The sequence below is a fragment of the Bradyrhizobium sp. LLZ17 genome (genome assembly GCF_041200145.1).
Classification (GTDB): Bacteria; Pseudomonadota; Alphaproteobacteria; order Rhizobiales; family Xanthobacteraceae; genus Bradyrhizobium.
Genome location: NZ_CP165734.1, coordinates 1,095,647 through 1,112,530, shown reverse-complemented (window position 1 = coordinate 1,112,530; position 16,884 = coordinate 1,095,647). Strand labels below are relative to the sequence as shown.

Below are 16,884 nucleotides of genomic sequence, written 5' to 3'. Positions count from 1 at the left end.
GCTAATGTCCCCTGCACGCGCGCTTCCGGATCCTCATGGTGAGGCGGCGCGCGCGAAGTGCCGTCGCGAACCCTTCGAGACGACCGCTGTGCGATCGCCTCCAGGATGAAGAACTCGCCACCCGGGCGCGGCGAAGTCGGCCTCAGCCGTGATGCTTCGCCACGTGCGCGGCAAACGCGTCGACATAGGCCTGGAGCACCGGTTTCAGGGAGTCCTTGACCAGATTGCCGCCGGCATCGAAGGCGTCGCCGACAGCGTTCAGATACGCCTCCGGCTGTTGCAGGATCGGCCCGGAAATGCCCGGCAGGATGGTCTGCAGATGCTTGGCCGCGCTGACGCCGCCGAGTGGACCCGGCGAGTTGGAAATGATGCCGACCGGCTTGCCGTTGAACGAGCTCTTGCCATAGGGCCGCGAGGCGACGTCGATGGCGTTCTTGAGCACGCCGGGGATGGAGCGATTGTATTCCGGCGTGACGAAGATGATGCCGTCCGACTTCTGGAGCTTGTCGCGGAACGCGAGCCAGTCAGCTGGCGGGGCGCCCTCGAGGTCCTGGTTGAAGAACGAGATCCCCGCCGGGGTGATGACCTCGAGCCTGAGGGAGGCCGGCGCGAGTTTTGCGAGCGCGTTGGCGACCTTCAGCGAAAAGCTGTCCTTGCGCAGGCTGCCGGCGATCACGACGATATTGTAGGCCATGGGTTGTCCTTGATGTGTTGTCCCGGAGATCTTGAGCGGGAGTGCCGGGCCGGCAGTTAATCGATCCCGACCGATGTATGCAAGTGCATGAACCGATCCGATTTGGAAACGCAGCGTTTCGCCAAAGGAGATCGTTGCCCAAAACGATCAGGCCGCCAAGCGGCGGCCTGATCTTCGGCGCAAATGTGGTTTCGTCAGATCGTTGGCCCACAGGCCAACGGAGTTACTTATTCGGAGCGATCAGGAATTTCTCGCCAGTGGCGCGTTTGGCGTACACCGCGATATTGGCCGGATCGAGCGTCTCGGAAAGCGACACCACCTTGGTGTAGTGGCTCGCGAAGGTCGTCTTCAATTCGTCGACCACGCGCTGGCGCAGCTTGGCGCCGTCGGCCTGCCCGATCTTCATCAGGAACGGAAACAGCAGCCAGCCGCCGACGCCCCAGGCCATGCCGAAGCCGCGCGGGAGTTCGATCGGGCGGACGTCGAGGCCGCCGTAGACGTAGACCTGCTTGTGCACGTTGGAGCCGTAGCGGCTGTATTCCTTCGCGGTCTTGTTGATCGCGACTTCCATGCAATTGAGGATATCGCCGGCAAGCTTGCCGCCGCCGATGGCGTCGAAGGCGATGGTGGCGCCGGTCTCGACCAACGCGTTGGTGAGATCGCCGAGGAAGCTCGGCGCGGAGGAGTCGACGACGTATTTGGCGCCGATCTTGTGCAGGATGTCGGCCTGCTCCTTGCTGCGCACAATATTGACCAGCGGGATGCCGTCCTTGATGCAGATCTTGTTCAGCATCTGCCCGAGATTGGAGGCGGCCGCGGTATGCACCAGCGCCTTGTGACCCTCGCGCCGCATGGTCTCGGTCATGCCGAGCGCTGTCAGCGGATTGACGAAGCAGGATGCGCCCTCGGCCGGCGTCGTGCCTGAGGGCAGCGGCAGGCACTCGCGCACTTTCAGGGTGCGGTACTGCGAATACATCGCGCCGCCGATCATGGCGACGGTCTTGCCCATCAGCGCCTTCGCGGCATCCGACGAGCCTGTCCTGATGACGACGCCGGCGCCTTCGTTGCCGACCGGCATGGATTCGTCGAGCCGGCCCGCCATCGCCCGCATCGCGCCTTCCGGCACCTTCGCGGTGACGACCGGAGACTTTTCGCGCCCGATGCCTTCGCCGTGCTCATATCGGCCGCGCCGATCAGAAGCCCGAGGTCGGACGGGTTGATCGGCGCCGCCTCGACGCGGACGACGACCTCGTCCGCGGCGGGTTCGGGGGTCGGCACGTCGAGCAGGGAGATTTCCAGCTCACCGCTCGCCTTGATCAGCGAACGCAGTTGCAGTCCGGTCTTACCGTCGCTCATGTCGATCCTCCCCTTGTTTCGTCCAAACGCTGGCTTATGCCAGCGCCTTCAGTGCCGCCTTGCCGCCGTAGAGCGCCTGCTTGCCGAGTTGCTGCTCGATGCGCAGCAGCTGGTTGTATTTGGCGGTGCGATCGGAACGCGCAAGGGAGCCGGTCTTGATTTGCCCGCAATTGGTGGCCACCGCGAGATCAGCGATGGTGGAATCCTCGGTCTCGCCGGAGCGGTGTGACATCACCGACGTGTAGCCGGCCTTGTGCGCCATCTCGACGGCGGCGAGCGTCTCGGTCAGCGTGCCGATCTGGTTGACCTTGATCAGGATCGAGTTGGCGCGGCCCGCCTTGATGCCTTCGGCGAGGCGCTTGACGTTGGTGACGAACAGGTCGTCGCCGACGAGCTGGCACTTCTTGCCGACGAGGTCGGTGAGCTCCTTCCAGCCGTCCATGTCGTCTTCCGACATGCCGTCTTCGATGGTCACGATCGGATAACGGCGGACGAGGTCGGCAAGATATTTGGCCTGCTCGGACACCGAGCGGGACTTGCCCTCGCCTTCATAGACGTATTTGCCGTCCTTGAAGAACTCGGTCGAGGCGCAGTCGAGGCCGATCACGATGTCGGTGCCCGCCTTGTAGCCGGCCTTGCCGATCGCGTTCATGACGAACTCGAGGGCGGCGTCCGCCGACGGCAGGTTCGGGGCAAAGCCGCCCTCGTCGCCGACATTGGTGTTGTGGCCGGCCTTCTTCAGCTCCGATTTCAGGGTGTGGAAGACCTCGGCACCATAGCGCAGGCCTTCGGCGAAGGAGGACGCGCCGACCGGCAGGATCATGAACTCCTGGAAGTCGATCGGGTTGTCGGCATGCACGCCGCCATTGATGATGTTCATCATCGGCACCGGCAAGAGTCGCGCCGAGGTGCCGCCGACGTAACGATAGAGCGGCATGTCGAGCGAGTTCGCGGCCGCCTTGGCGACGGCGAGCGAGACGCCGAGGATGGCATTGGCGCCGAGCCGGCTCTTGTTCGCGGTGCCGTCGAGGTCGATCATGATCTGGTCGATCTGGACCTGCTGCTCGGCATCCATGCCGCTCAGGGCCTCGAAGATCTCGCCATTGACGGAGCCGACCGCCTTGGTGACACCCTTGCCGAGATAGCGGGCCTTGTCGCCGTCGCGCAGCTCCACCGCCTCATGGGCACCGGTGGAGGCGCCGGATGGCACGGCGGCGCGCCCGAGCGCGCCGTCTTCCAGCACGACATCGACCTCGACGGTGGGATTGCCGCGGCTATCCAGGATTTCGCGTCCGATGATATCGACGATGGCTGTCATGATGTTGCACTTCCGTTCGTTGGAGCTGATCGGTTCGCCGCGGGTCTTACACGGAGCGCAAGCAAATGTGAACGCTTGGATACCCCGCTTCGACTGACGCTTGAAGCGCTCAGGGCTAAGCTTGAGGCCGCTTGGTCTGCGCGTCCAACCTCATTCTGAAACAGTCGGGGTAACGCCATGAATCGCCGCCAGTTTCTTGCCTCAAGCGCCGCCCTCCTCGCAACCCGCCCAAGTTTTGCGCAGGAAGGCCCGTTCCGAACAAAATATTTTCCCATTAGCCCCGGCATCGGCTTGCATGACCTTGCCCCCGCGTCCGACGGCACGGTCTGGTTCACCGCACAGGGCAAGGGCCTGCTCGGCAGACTCGATCCGAGCGAAGGCACCTTCAAGACCATCAGCCTCGGCCAAGGCGCCGCCCCGCACGGCGTGACGATCGGACCCGACGGGGCGCCATGGATTACCGAAGGTGGCCAGAACGCGATTGCGCGGGTCGATCCTTCCGATCTCAAGGTCACGTTGTTCCACCTGCCCGAAAAATTCGCCTACGCCAATCTCAATACCGGCGTGTTCGACAAGGCCGGCACCTACTGGTTCACCGGCCAGTCCGGCTATTATGGCCGCCTGGCACCGAAGTCCGGCGAGATGACCGTGTTCAAGGCGCCGAAGGGCGTCGGTCCTTACGGCATTGCGGTCACGCCCAGGGGCGATGTCTGGTACGCCTCGCTCGCCGGCAGCTATATCGCGAAGATTGACCTTGCAACCGGCAACGCCAAAGTGGTCGAGCCGCCGACGCCGAACCAAGGCGCGCGGCGGGTCTGGTCGGATTCGAAGAGCCGGATCTGGGTCAGCGAGTGGAATAGCGGTCACGTCTCGGTGCACGACCCCGCGGAAGTCTCCTGGAAGACATGGAAGCTGCCGGGCGAGCGCCCGCGTGCCTATGCGATCTATGTCGATGACAAGGACAAGGTCTGGCTGACCGATTTTTCGGCCAACGCGATCGTCCGCTTCGATCCCGCGACAGAAAAGTTCACCAGCTTCCCGAGCGACCGCGCCAACGCCAATGTCCGCCAGCTCGATGGTCGGCCCGGCGAACTCTGGGGCTGCGAGTCCGGCAACGACAGGGTGGTCATGGTCCAGACGATCGCCTAAAGAAGCGTCCCAAAAGGACGCAAACACGATGGCGAAAAAGACCCTCCAGCTCGGCCGCGCGGTCGAATGGCCGCACACTCCGGAAGAAGCCCAGCTCGACCACGTGCCCAATCCGCAGAAAGGCACCGATTATCTGGTCCGCTTCACCGTGCCGGAGTTCACCTCGCTGTGCCCGGTGACGGGCCAGCCGGATTTCGCGCATCTGATGATCGACTACGCACCCGGTCCGTGGCTGCTGGAGTCGAAGTCGCTAAAGCTCTACATCGCGAGCTTCCGCAACCACGGCGCCTTCCACGAGGACTGCACCGTGATGATCGGCAAGCGCATCGCCTCCGAGATCAAGCCAAAATGGTTGCGCATCGGCGGCTATTGGTATCCACGCGGCGGCATCCCGATCGACGTGTTCTGGCAGACCGGCCGTGTGCCGAAAGGGCTGTGGGTGCCGGAGCAAGGCGTCGCGCCCTATCGCGGGCGGGGCTAGCTGGGGACGAATGACGATGAAATCGCATCACGCGGCGACGGACCTTGCCTGATCGCGCCGCCCGGCGCCCTACGCTATCGTTCGCGGCTCGCTGACGAGCGAGGTCGATTGGCTACTTCCGTCAGGCGCGTGCATCAGCCGGAGCGCGAGGCTTGAGCATCCGGCCGCAGAGGAGGCCCAGCACCACCATGATCGCGGCGCTCGTGATCAGGGTCGGCACCTTGCCGCCGTGCTGAAGGCCGAGGCCATAGGCCAGTGGTCCGACGGTCTGTCCCATGAAGAAGAAGAACGAGTGCAGCGACATTGCCGTCGCCCGCGCCCCGATCGAGAGCTCGCTGGCAAACACCTGCAAGCAGCCATGGATCATGTAGAAGCCCCAGCCCATCGCCAGCATGCTGAGGAACTGGAGCTTCCAGCCCGGACCGAAAGCCAGCGCACTGAGTTGCAGCGCCACGAGGCTCGCGCCGGCAATCATCATGCCCCTGACGCCGAGCCACGGCAGGAAGCGCGAGACCGTGAAGGTGTAGAACAGCCCACCGATCGCAAAACCCGCGATCACGATGCCGGCGATCGAGAGCGACTTTTCACCGAGGTCAAACAGAAGAGCGGCGATGAACGGAAACAGGCCAAACACGCAGCAGCCCTCGACGAACACCGCCGAATAGCAGTAACGCGTGTTGGGATTCTTGAAGATGGTGCGGTAGCCCTGCCGCAAAGTCTTGAGATCGGTCTTCGGCGGGGCCGCAAGTGCGGCACCGCGAAAGCCCGCGGCGACAGCAACGGCCGCGACGAGGCCGAGCGCACCGAGGACCACGAGCACACCGCGCCAGCCGATCAAATCGCCGATGATGCCGGACGCCGACGCGCCGAGCAGGTTCCCGGTCATCGAACCGGCCAGCGTGCGCCCGATCGCGACCTGCCGCTTGGCCGGCGCGACCAGGTCGGCGGTCAGGCCGAGCGCGACCGGAAACACGCCGCCGGATGCGATGCCGGCGAGGATGCGGCTCGCGAACAGGCCCGAGAAGGAGGTGGCGAGCGCGCCCAGAATGCAGGACACACCGAGCAGCGCCAGACACAACGTCATCAATCGCGCCTTGCCGAACAGATCGGCGGCGGCGCCGACCACCGGCTGGACCAGCGCGTAAATCAGGGCATAGCCGGCCGCGATGCTTGCGGCCGTCGTGATGCTGATCGCAAAATCCTCCGCGACGTGCGGCAGCACAGGATCAAGCGCACGCGTCGACAATGCCGCCGAGAACCCGGCAAGCGCAATGATGTTGATCGCAGGTGGAAACTTCTGGTCGGAGGACGGCCCGGTCACAGGCTGGTGCATCAGCGCGTGGTGCTTTTGGCCAGCGCGTCGAACGCCATCAGCGTGCGGATCAGCCCTTCGAACTCGCGCAGCGGCACCATGTTGGGCCCGTCCGAGGGGGCTCGATCGGGATCGGGATGGGTCTCGATGAAGACGCCGGCGACTCCGACCGCAACAGCCGCGCGCGCCAACACCGGCACGAATTCGCGCTCGCCGCCTGAGGAAGCCCCCTTCCCGCCCGGCTGCTGCACCGAATGGGTGGCGTCGAAGATCACGGGCGCACCGGTGGTGCGCGCCAGGATCGGCAGCGCACGCATGTCCGAGACCAGCGTGTTGTAGCCAAAGGACGCGCCGCGTTCGGTGACGAGCACATTGAAATTGTTCGCGCTGGTGATCTTGGCCACGACGTTCGCCATGTCCCACGGCGCCAGGAACTGGCCTTTCTTGACGTTCACGACCTTGCCCGTTGCGGCCGCGGCCAGCAGCAGATCGGTCTGGCGGCACAGGAAAGCCGGGATCTGCAACACATCCACCGCTTGGGCCACATCGGCGCATTGCGCGGCATCATGCACGTCCGTCAGGACGGGCAGGCCGATTGAGGAACGAATTTCGGCGAAGATCGGCAGCGACTGCGCAAGCCCGAGGCCGCGCGCAGCCGAGGCGCTGGTGCGGTTGGCCTTGTCGAAGGAGGTCTTGTAGACGAGGCCGACATTGAGCCGCGCGGCGATCTCCTTCAGCGCGGCGGCCACCTCGAGCGCATGCTGGCGGCTTTCGAGCTGGCAGGGTCCTGCAATGATCGAGATCGGCAGATCGTTCCCGAATTTTACCGCACCAATGGTGACGACTGGCGCCGCTGATATCGAAGAGCTCACGATGAATTTTCCCCGCTTTCGCCGCGACCATAGCGGCGATGAGAGGCCGATCAACCCTGTTCGGCCCGGGCCGTTCGAATATCAGGGTTGCGCCGGGGCTGTTCGCAAGGCCCCGGCGGCGCCAGGAGGCGTTATTTCACCGACGAGAAGGCGGTCGGCGTCAGGAGCTGGCTGACGATGTTGGCGACGATCTGGCCGTCCGCTTCGCTCTCGGTGCGCCCCTTCACCCAGTCCGGATCGGTCATGAACTTGCCCCACTTCGCTTCACGGTCGGCGAGCGACTCCCAGGCGAGGAAATAGGTCAGCTCCTGGTTGGATTCGCCGATCAGCGTCGTGAAGAACCCGGCCTGCTTGATGCCGTGCTTCTCCCACAGCTTCAGCGTCACCGTCTCGAACCGCTTCAGCAGCGCCGGCAATCGGCCGGGCACGCAGCGATAGATCCGCATTTCGTAGATCATTCGTGTTCCTCCCTGAACAGTGCGGCGGTTATAGCGATTGGCCACGACGCTGTCTTGAGCACCACCCGGGCGCCCCTGAGGCGTTTCGCGCATGGCTGGGCAGGCTCGCGCAACGCACCGCGTGCCCGGTTCCCGCAATGCTGCCGCAATGATCAGGCCGCTAGAATGGCCCAGTGGCGTTTCAGGTGCGGATCATGCGGATTTTACTCGTCGAGGATGAGGCGGAGATGGCCGGCGCGCTGGCGTCGGCGCTGAAGCGCTACGACATGGTGGTGGACCATGTCCCGACCCTTGCGGAGGCGGAAGAGGCCATTTCCGCCGATGTCCATGCCGCCGTTCTGCTCGACCGCCAGCTTCCCGACGGCGACGGCCTCGCCCTGATCCCGAAGCTTCGACGCGCGCTGGCGGCGTTCCGATCATCGTGCTGACCGCACGTGGCGAGCTCGCCGACCGCGTCGCCGGCCTCGACAGCGGCGCCGACGATTATCTGGCCAAGCCATTCGCGGTCGAGGAACTGCTGGCGCGCCTCCGCGCCGTGCTGCGGCGGCCCGCAGGCCTTTCCCCGGACCTCATCCGCGCGGGCCGCCTTGCCTTCGACCTCGGCCATCGCGAGGCCAGCATCGACGGCCAACCGTTCGAGCTGCCGCGCCGTGAGCTGCTGGTGCTCGAAGCCCTGATCCGCCGCATGGGCCGCTCCGTGCTGCGTTCCGCGCTGGAAGAGGCCGTCTATAATTTCGACGACGAGATCGCGTCGAACGCGCTGGACACACATCTCGCGGCTGCGCCGCAAGCTTGCCGAGGCGGATGCCGGCATCGAGATCCACGGCATTCGCGGCGTCGGCTATCTCCTGAAGAAACTACCATGAGCGAGCACGACGATCCCTATTGCCTGCGCTCGCGGCTGAGCTGGCGGCTGCTCTCGCTCCAGGCCGCGCTGCTGCTGGCGATGGTGGCCGTCGTCGTCGGAGCGTTGTGCGCATCCGGCTTCGTGCTCGCCGAGCGCGATGAGGATCGCGTGATCGACGTCGTGCAGCGCGCACTCGCGCGCCACCCGCAAGGTGGACTGATCCTGCGGCCGACGCCCGAGCTGAAGCAGTTGCGAGGCGAGGCACCGGATCTCTGGTTCCTGGTCCGCGACCGCCAGGGACATTCGCTCTCCGAAGGTGCCGTGCCGGCCGAATTCGCCGCGATCGGCGGCGGCCTCGACCAGATCAGTCAGGCGCGACTCGGCTGGCAGCTTTTTGAGGACGATCCGCGCAAGCCAGCGGCGCGGCTGAAGCGGGTCGACACCGACGCCGGCAACGTGCAGGTCATCACGGCGACACAAGGCAGACTCACCGGTACCAAGGCGCTGTTCATGACTTCGCTTGCATTCCTCGGCATCGCCCTGCCCGGCCTGCTGGTGATGGCAACGGCGACTCCATCGCAACACCAATGATCGTGCGGCGTGCCTTCAGAGGACTCGATAGCACCGCGGACCAGGCACGGCGCATCGACATCCATCAGCGCGGCGCGCGGCTGTCGCGGGAAAGTATTCCGCTGGAGGTCGTGCCGCTCGTGAATGCGGTCAACGACGCGCTGGCGCGGCTCGACCAGGGCTACGCCCGCCACAAGCGATTCGTGGCCGATGCCGCGCACGAATTGCGTACGCCGATCGCGATCCTGAACACGCGACTGGAGTCGCTTCCATCAGGACCGGACAAGGCCCGGCTGCTGGAGGATTCCGCGCGGCTGGCAACGCTCGCCGAGCAATTGCTGGACATCCAGCGGCTGGACCGCTGCGCCCATCCATTTGCGCGCATCGACCTCGTTGCGATCGCGCAAAGTGCGGCGGCCGACCTCGCGCCGCTGGCGATTGCCGCCGGCTACGAGCTGGGGCTCGATGCGCCCGCCACGCCGATCGAGACGATCGGCGACGCAGCCGCGCTGGAACGCGCGCTGACCAACCTCGTGCAGAATGCGATCCAGCACGGCCCGCGCCGCGGCACCATCGGCATTCGTGTCAGCAGCCCCGCGACCATCGAAGTCACCGATGAAGGCGCCGGCATTCCGGCCGACCAGCGTGAACAGATTTTCGAGCCGTTCTATCGGCTCACGCCGCGCGACCGCGGCGCCGGCCTTGGCCTCAATATGGTTCGCGAGATCGTGCTCCTGCATGGCGGCCACGTCTCGGTCGAAAACGGTCCCGACGGCGGCGCCTGCTTCAGGATTTCGCTGCCGCCGATCCGGCAGAGCTGATTCAATTCGCCTCCGCCTCTGAAGCGCAATGCTGTCGCAATGCACTCCCGCGACATTGGATCCGCCTCACCTCTGATCGCGCGAGGTGCAACCAAGATGCCGGAGTGCTCATGCCCAACGATTTCCTCTCGTTCTTTCTATCCTGGATGTCGGCCCCACGTCAGGTCGGCGCGGTCGCTCCGTCGGGCGCGGCGTTGGCCGATCTCATCACCCGCGAGATCACGGCATCGAGCGGCCCAATTCTCGAGCTCGGCCCTGGCACCGGCGCCTTCACCTACAAGCTCCTCAAACGCGGCGTGCGCCAGCAGGATCTCACGCTGGTCGAATACGGATCCGACTTCATGAAGCTTCTGCAATTGCGTTTTCCCAGCGCGCGCGTGTTGTGGATGGATGCGGGGCGGCTGACGACGAAGCGCCTCTATGACGGCGCGCCCGTTGGCGCGGTCGTGAGCGGATTGCCGCTGCTCAACATGTCGACCCGCAAGGTCGTCTCGATCATCGGTGGCGCGTTCAGCTATGTCCGCCCGGGCGGCGCGTTCTACCAGTTCACCTACGGCGTGGGCTGTCCAATCCCGCGGCCGGTGCTCGACCGCCTCGGCTTGCGCGCAAAGCTCGTGGATCGCACCTTGCTGAACGTGCCGCCTGCCGCCGTCTACAAGCTGACGCGACGGCCGCAGATGAAGCTCGTTGTGGGATCGCTCGCGCCGGACGTTTCAACGCCAGTCTCGCCGGAGCTGATGCGACTGGAGCGTCACAACACCACCCCAGCTTGAGCCTCAGACCAACCGGCTCTGCACCATTGCCGCCTGGATGAACGACGCAAACAGCGGATGCGGCTCGAACGGGCGCGACTTCAGCTCGGGGTGGAACTGGACGCCGATGAACCAGGGGTGATCCTCGTACTCGACGATCTCCGGCAGCACGCCGTCGGGCGAGAGGCCGGAGAACTTCAGACCGTGCTGCTCGAGACGGTCCTTGTACGCAGTGTTGACCTCGTAGCGGTGGCGGTGGCGCTCGGAAATCTCGGTCGCGCCGCCATAGACCTCGGAGACGCGGCTGCCGCGATTGAGCGCCGCCGGATAAGCGCCAAGCCGCATCGTGCCGCCGAGATCGCCGGCGTTGGAACGCTTCTCAAGCTCGTTGCCGCGCAGCCATTCCGTCATCAGGCCGACCAGGGGGCTCCTTGGTCGGGCCGAACTCGGTGGAGTTGGCCTCTTCGATACCAACGAGGTTTCGCGCCGCCTCGATCACCGCCATCTGCATGCCGAAGCAGATGCCGAAATACGGCACGTCACGCTCGCGCGCGAACTGCGCCGCGCGGATCTTGCCTTCCGCGCCGCGCTGGCCGAAGCCGCCGGGCACCAGGATGCCGTTGACGTGTTCGAGGAACGGCGCGGGATCTTCCTTCTCGAAGATCTCGCTCTCGATCCAGTCGAGATTGACCTTCACCTTGTTGGCGATGCCGCCATGCGAGAGCGCCTCGATCAGCGACTTATACGCATCCTTCATGCCGGTATATTTGCCGACAATCGCAATGGTGACGTTGCCCTCGGGATTGCGGACGCGCTCGTTGATGCGCTGCCAGCTTTGCAGCGCCGGCGGAATCCGCGAGCCGATGCCGAAGGCGGCCAGCACTTCGTCGTCGAGGCCCGCGTTGTGATAGGCCTCGGGAACAGCGTAGATGTTGTCGACGTCGCGCGCCTCGATCACGGCGCTTTCGCGCACGTTGCAGAACAGGCCGAGCTTGCGCCGCTCTTCCTTCGGAATCTCGCGGTCGGTGCGGCACAGCAGGATGTCGGGCTGGATGCCGATCGAGCGCAGTTCCTTGACCGAATGCTGCGTCGGCTTGGTCTTGAGCTCGCCGGCGCTCGGAATGTACGGCAGCAGCGTCAAATGGATGTAGACGGCGTGATCGCGCGGCAGCTCGTTCTTGAGCTGGCGGATCGCCTCGAAGAACGGCAGGCCCTCGATATCGCCGACGGTGCCGCCGATCTCGACCAGCACGAAGTCGTAATCGTCGTTGCCGGAGAGGACGAATTCCTTGATGGCGTTGGTGACGTGCGGAACCACCTGGATGGTTGCGCCGAGATAGTCGCCGCGGCGCTCTTTGGTGATGATGTCCTGGTAGATGCGGCCCGTGGTGATGTTGTCCTGCTTGGTCGCAGGCCGCCCCGTGAAGCGCTCGTAATGACCGAGATCGAGATCGGTCTCCGCGCCGTCATCGGTCACGAACACTTCGCCGTGCTGATACGGCGACATCGTTCCGGGATCGAGGTTGAGATAGGGATCGAGCTTGCGGAGGCGGACCTTGTAGCCCCGGGCCTGCAACAGGGCACCGAGCGCCGCTGAAGCCAAACCCTTGCCGAGCGAAGAAACCACGCCGCCGGTGATGAATATGTACCGCGCCATGGGGCTTAACCTCTAATCCCTCGAATTCGATTCGCCAAAGCGATCTGTATTCCGCCCCAAAGATTCTGCGGGCCTGTGGGTGAGCCAAAACTAAGAGTAGTGACAGGGTCTTGATGGGGACTGTTGATGCAGAACGGTAGCAGCCGCCCTGCATAGCCCCCTGCTTTATTGCGAGCGCGGCACCTGCGGGCCGCTAGGCGCCGGGGCCTGCTGCTGCTCGTCCGCCTTCTTCAGCGAATCCAGGATGCCGCCCGAGGTCGGCGGCGCGACCGGCGCGCCTCCGGCCGGCTGCGTCTGCGACGCCGGCGCGCCAATGATCGATGAGGGCGCACGGTTGTAGCCGGCGTACCAGGACAGGAACAGGCTGGTCAGGAAGAAGCCCGCCGCCAACACCGCAGTCGTGCGCGACAGCAGGTTCGCGGTGCCGCGGCTCGACATGAAGCCCGCGCCTCCGCCCATGCCGAGGCCACCGCCCTCCGACTTCTGGAGCAGCACGGCACCGATCATGATGGCGACGATCATGAGGTGGATGACGATGACAACAGTCTGCATGGTATCCTTCCGTCACAAGCCGACAGCGCCGGTACCGGCAGCCGATCGCGCTTCGCGGGTTTTCCTGAAGTTGCGCGGTGTTACACGATCGGAAACGGCATTGCCACCCCCGATCGGTCCCGTTCGCATTCCTGGCTTAGCTAGGGACAGCCCTTGGCGATCGCAAGGAAATCGGCCGCTTTCAGGCTGGCGCCACCGACCAGCGCGCCGTTGACGTTTTTGACCGCCATCAGCTCGGACGCGTTCGACGGCTTGACCGAGCCGCCATACAGGATGCGCATCGTGGCACCGTCGGCCTTGAACCTGGAGGTCAGGAGTTCCCGGATAAAGCCATGAATCTGCTCGACATCCCCAGCGGTGGGGGTGAGTCCCGTGCCGATCGCCCAGACCGGCTCATAGGCCACGACCAGATTGGCAGCCGTGGAGCCGTCAGGAAGCGAGCCATTGAGCTGGCCGCGCAGGATGTCCAGGGTTTGCCCGGCATCGCGCTGGCTCTGCGTCTCCCCAATGCAGACGATCGCAAGCACCCCCGCCCGCCAGGCCGCTTCGGCCTTCTGTCTCACCAAAGCGTCGCTCTCGCCGTGGTCGGCGCGGCGCTCGGAGTGGCCGACGATGATGGCGCTGGCGCCGGCATCCGCGAGCATTTCGGCGGCAATATCGCCGGTATGGGCCCCTGAAGGCTTGGGATGACAATCCTGCGCCCCGACAGCGATCGCCTTGCCGCGGGCCTTATCGGCGAAGGCCGCGATCAGCGTCGCCGGCGGGCAGACCAGCAGATCGGCCTTGCCGTTTACCTCTGCCGCGCCATTGAGCATGGCGTCGAATTCGGCAGTCGCGGCCCTCAGGCCGTTCATTTTCCAATTGCCGGCGATCAGCGGTCGGAGGGCATCGGTCATGTCAATTTCCAGCGAAATGAGGTTTGTGCATGCGCTAGCAGAGGTCCTGCTGCAGTTCCAGAGACCAGGGGCTTTTAACCGCAGAAGCAGCGACGGGCCGGACCTGAGGTTGCGGGGGAAAGCCGCCACTTTATGATGGCATATCAATTTGGTGACGCGCTCTTGCGGAATCTGCATTAAGACGCGCTCCCGTTCCCCTCCTGACAAACAAGTTGGACCAAATGCTTCGAGGAATGCGCAAGGCCTCATCAAACTGGGTCGGCAAGACCATTATGGCCTTAGTGATGGGCGTATTGATCATCAGCTTCGGCGTTTGGGGCATCGCCGACATTTTCCGTGGCTTCGGGCAGTCCACAGTGGCCAAAGTAGGCCACACCGAGATTTCGCTGAACGAGTTCCGCCAGATCTACACCGATCGCCTCCAGCAGATCGGCCGCCAAGTTGGGCGCCCGCTCACGCCTGACCAGGCGCGCGCATTCGGACTCGACCGCCAGGTGCTTCAGCAGACCATCGCGGAAGCAGCCCTCGACGAAGAGGCGCGCCGGCTCGGACTCGGTCAGTCCGACGATCAGGTCCGCCAGCTCATCATGAACGATCCGAACTTCAAGGGCGTCGACGGCAATTTCGATCCGAACCGCTTCCAGGCCGTGATCCGCAATTTCGGCTACACCGAGCAGCGCTACGTTGCCGACCAGCGCAAGGTGTCGCTGCGCCGGCAGATCACCGGCACGATCGGCGCCGGCCTCGAGCCGCCGAAGGCGATGCTCGAGGTGCTGACGCGCTTCCAGAACGAGCAGCGCGCGATCGAGTTCGTGAAGCTCGACGCGGCGCAGGCAGGCACCATCGATGCGCCCTCGCCCGAGGCGCTCGCCGCCTATTTCGAGGACCACAAGGTTCAATTCCGCGCGCCCGAATTCCGCAAGATTGCCTTCGTCGTGATCGCGCCGGAAGAGATCGCCAAATGGACCCAGGTCTCCGACGAGGACGCGAAGAAGCTGTTCGACCAGCGCAAGGACCGGCTCGGCACGCCGGAGAAGCGCGAGGTCCACCAGATCGTATTCCCCAACGTCGCTGAGGCGCAGGCCGCGCGCGAGCGTCTTGTCGGCGGGTTGTCGTTCGAGGATCTCGGCAAGGAGCGCGGATTGAGCGCCTCCGACGTCGACCTTGGGCTGGTGACCAAGTCCTCACTCGATCCGGCCATCGCCGACGCCGTCTTTGCACTTCCCGTCGGCGAGATCAGCCAACCGATCCAGGGCCGTCTCGGCACCGCGATCGTCAAGGTCGACAAGATCGAGCCGGGTGTCGAGCCGAACTACGCCAGCATGGCCGGCGAGATCAAGCGCGAGATCGCGACCGAGCGTGCCCGCGTCAAGGTCGGGGAGCTCCGCGACAAGATGGAGGACGAGCGCGGCGCCGGCACCAGCGTGGTCGACGCGGCGCAGAAGCTCGGGCTCACGGCCGTGACCATCGATGCTGTCGATCGCTCCGGCCGCGCGCCGGATGGCCAACCCGTCGCCAGCATTCCGCAGGGCCTCGACGTGGTGTCGCAGGCTTTCAACAGCGACGTCGGCGTCGACAACGACCCGATCTCGTTCCGCGGCGGCTATGTCTGGTACGACGTGCTGGCCATCACCCCCTCGCGCGACCGCAATCTCGACGAGGTCCGCGACCAGGTCGAGGCGCGCTGGCGCCAGGACCAGATCGCCGCCAAGCTCAAGACCAAGGCGACGGAGATGGTGCAGAAGCTCGAACAAGGCGGCAAGCTCGCCGACGAGGCTGCGGCGATCGGCGCCAAGGTCGAGACCGCGAACGGCTTCAAGCGCGACGATCAGCCGGCTGGCGTGCCCACCAACCTGGTCGCGGCCGCCTTCCGCACCGCCAAAGACGGCGTCGGACAGACGCCCGTGACCGGCGGCAGCGAAGTCATCGTCTTCCGCGTCACCGACATCGTCGATCCCGCGCTGGACGCCGCCTCCGATGCCGTCAAGAAGCTGAAGGACAGCATCGATCGGGCGCTGACCGACGAGCAGGTTGCCTCCTACGTCAACAAGCTTGAAACCGAGATCGGGACCAGCATTAATCAGGCCGCCTTCGCGCAGGTGACGGGCGCGAACCAGTGAGTTGAAAGCACGCGATGGACGACCTGAAATCGATTATCGGAAAAGTGGCGACCGGCGCCAGCCTGTCGCGTGACGAAGCGGCCTCCGCCTTCGACGCAGTGATGTCCGGCGAAGCCACCCCCTCGCAGATGGGCGGCCTGTTGATGGCGCTGCGGGTGCGCGGCGAGACCGTGGACGAGATCACCGGCGCGGTCTCGGCCATGCGATCCAAGATGCTGACCGTGACGGCCCCATCTGACGCCATGGATATCGTCGGCACCGGCGGCGACGGCTCCGGCTCGGTCAACGTCTCGACCTGCGCCTCCTTCATCGTCTCGGGCGCAGGCGTGCCCGTGGCCAAGCACGGCAATCGCGCGCTGTCGTCGCGCTCGGGTGCAGCCGACGTGCTGGCCTCGCTCGGCGTCAAGATCGACCTCAAGCCCGAGCAGGTCGGCCGCTGCGTGCGCGAATGCGGCATCGGCTTCATGTTCGCGCCGGCCCACCATCCGGCCATGAAGAACGTGGGCCCGACCCGGGTCGAGCTCGCCACGCGCACGATCTTCAATCTGCTCGGACCGCTGTCCAACCCGGCCGGCGTTAAGCGACAGATGGTCGGCGTGTTCTCGCGACAATGGGTGCAGCCGCTGGCGCAGGTGCTCAAGAACCTCGGCTCCGAATCCGCTTGGGTCGTGCACGGCTCCGATGGCCTGGACGAGATCACCCTCACCGGCCCGACCTTCGTCTCCGCGCTCCACAATGGCGAGATCCGGAATTTCGAGGTGACGCCGGAGGAGGCTGGCCTGCCGCGCTGCGAGCCCGGCGCCCTGAAGGGCGGTGACGCCGACGCCAATGCCCTCGCACTCCAGAGCGTGCTTGACGGCAAGCCGAGCCCCTATCGCGACGTCGCGCTGATCAACGCCGCCGCCGCGTTGATGGTGGCCGGACGTGCCAAGGATCTCAAGGACGGGGTCGCAATCGGCGCGAAGTCGCTCGACAGCGGCGCGGCTAGCGCACGGCTGAAACATCTGATCGCGATCTCGAACGGCTGAG

Annotated in this window: 12 protein-coding genes and 4 pseudogenes; 7 read left to right on the top strand and 9 right to left on the bottom strand. The window is 65.0% G+C overall.

The window, feature by feature from the left end; translation table 11 throughout:
* Nucleotides 1-142: 142 nt before the first annotated feature.
* The 3 genes and pseudogenes from AB8Z38_RS05540 to eno form a co-directional block, all read right to left on the bottom strand.
* Nucleotides 143-694, bottom strand: coding sequence for an NADPH-dependent FMN reductase (locus AB8Z38_RS05540; RefSeq protein ID WP_369723465.1), 552 nt, complete (start codon nucleotides 692-694; stop codon nucleotides 143-145).
* Between the two features lie 223 nt (nucleotides 695-917).
* Nucleotides 918-2,050 (bottom strand): annotated as a pseudogene (locus tag AB8Z38_RS05535) (zinc-binding dehydrogenase).
* Nucleotides 2,051-2,084: 34 nt separating this feature from the next.
* Nucleotides 2,085-3,368, bottom strand: coding sequence for a phosphopyruvate hydratase (gene eno, locus AB8Z38_RS05530; protein WP_369723464.1), 1,284 nt, complete (start codon nucleotides 3,366-3,368; stop codon nucleotides 2,085-2,087).
* 177 nt (nucleotides 3,369-3,545) lie between these two features.
* Between eno and AB8Z38_RS05525 the strand changes: the two genes are divergently transcribed.
* On the top strand, nucleotides 3,546-4,517 hold the full coding sequence (locus tag AB8Z38_RS05525) for a lyase (protein WP_369723463.1): 972 nt from the start codon (nucleotides 3,546-3,548) through the stop codon (nucleotides 4,515-4,517).
* Nucleotides 4,518-4,545: 28 nt separating this feature from the next.
* Nucleotides 4,546-4,998, top strand: a complete 453-nt coding sequence (gene queF, locus AB8Z38_RS05520) for a preQ(1) synthase (protein WP_369723462.1) — start codon at nucleotides 4,546-4,548, stop codon at nucleotides 4,996-4,998.
* A 121-nt stretch (nucleotides 4,999-5,119) separates the two neighbouring features.
* On the opposite strand, the gene AB8Z38_RS05515 is transcribed toward queF, so the two are convergent.
* From AB8Z38_RS05515 to AB8Z38_RS05505, 3 genes are all read right to left on the bottom strand, one after another.
* A complete protein-coding gene (locus tag AB8Z38_RS05515; protein WP_369723461.1) occupies nucleotides 5,120-6,331 on the bottom strand; it encodes an MFS transporter in 1,212 nt (403 codons plus the stop codon).
* Nucleotides 6,331-7,182: a 3-deoxy-8-phosphooctulonate synthase gene (gene kdsA, locus AB8Z38_RS05510; RefSeq protein WP_369723460.1), complete on the bottom strand. Its 852-nt coding sequence runs from the start codon at nucleotides 7,180-7,182 to the stop codon at nucleotides 6,331-6,333. The genes AB8Z38_RS05515 and kdsA overlap by 1 nt, the downstream gene beginning before the upstream one ends.
* A gap of 131 nt (nucleotides 7,183-7,313) precedes the next feature.
* Complete coding sequence (locus AB8Z38_RS05505; protein WP_369723459.1) at nucleotides 7,314-7,640, bottom strand: NIPSNAP family protein; 327 nt, start codon at nucleotides 7,638-7,640, stop codon at nucleotides 7,314-7,316.
* 194 nt (nucleotides 7,641-7,834) lie between these two features.
* Between AB8Z38_RS05505 and AB8Z38_RS05500 the strand changes: the two are divergent.
* From AB8Z38_RS05500 to AB8Z38_RS05490, 3 genes and pseudogenes are all read left to right on the top strand, one after another.
* A pseudogene (locus tag AB8Z38_RS05500) lies at nucleotides 7,835-8,506 on the top strand (response regulator).
* Nucleotides 8,503-9,878: pseudogene (locus AB8Z38_RS05495) on the top strand (sensor histidine kinase). Before AB8Z38_RS05500 ends, AB8Z38_RS05495 begins: the two co-directional pseudogenes overlap by 4 nt.
* A 110-nt stretch (nucleotides 9,879-9,988) precedes the next feature.
* Complete coding sequence (locus tag AB8Z38_RS05490) at nucleotides 9,989-10,651, top strand: class I SAM-dependent methyltransferase (RefSeq protein WP_369723458.1); 663 nt, start codon at nucleotides 9,989-9,991, stop codon at nucleotides 10,649-10,651.
* A gap of 3 nt (nucleotides 10,652-10,654) precedes the next feature.
* Here AB8Z38_RS05490 and AB8Z38_RS05485 read toward each other — a convergent pair.
* The 3 genes and pseudogenes from AB8Z38_RS05485 to tpiA form a co-directional block, all read right to left on the bottom strand.
* Nucleotides 10,655-12,287, bottom strand: a pseudogene (locus AB8Z38_RS05485) (CTP synthase).
* 165 nt (nucleotides 12,288-12,452) lie between these two features.
* Nucleotides 12,453-12,839, bottom strand: coding sequence for a preprotein translocase subunit SecG (secG, locus tag AB8Z38_RS05480; RefSeq protein ID WP_369723457.1), 387 nt, complete (start codon nucleotides 12,837-12,839; stop codon nucleotides 12,453-12,455).
* A 140-nt stretch (nucleotides 12,840-12,979) separates the two neighbouring features.
* On the bottom strand, nucleotides 12,980-13,735 hold the full coding sequence (tpiA, locus tag AB8Z38_RS05475) for a triose-phosphate isomerase (RefSeq protein ID WP_369723456.1): 756 nt from the start codon (nucleotides 13,733-13,735) through the stop codon (nucleotides 12,980-12,982).
* A gap of 221 nt (nucleotides 13,736-13,956) precedes the next feature.
* Between tpiA and AB8Z38_RS05470 the strand changes: the two genes are divergently transcribed.
* Both AB8Z38_RS05470 and trpD read left to right on the top strand, forming a co-directional pair.
* Nucleotides 13,957-15,855, top strand: coding sequence for a SurA N-terminal domain-containing protein (locus AB8Z38_RS05470; protein WP_369723455.1), 1,899 nt, complete (start codon nucleotides 13,957-13,959; stop codon nucleotides 15,853-15,855).
* 14 nt (nucleotides 15,856-15,869) lie between these two features.
* Complete coding sequence (trpD, locus tag AB8Z38_RS05465; protein ID WP_369723454.1) at nucleotides 15,870-16,883, top strand: anthranilate phosphoribosyltransferase; 1,014 nt, start codon at nucleotides 15,870-15,872, stop codon at nucleotides 16,881-16,883.
* The last annotated feature ends 1 nt before the right edge of the window (nucleotide 16,884 follow it).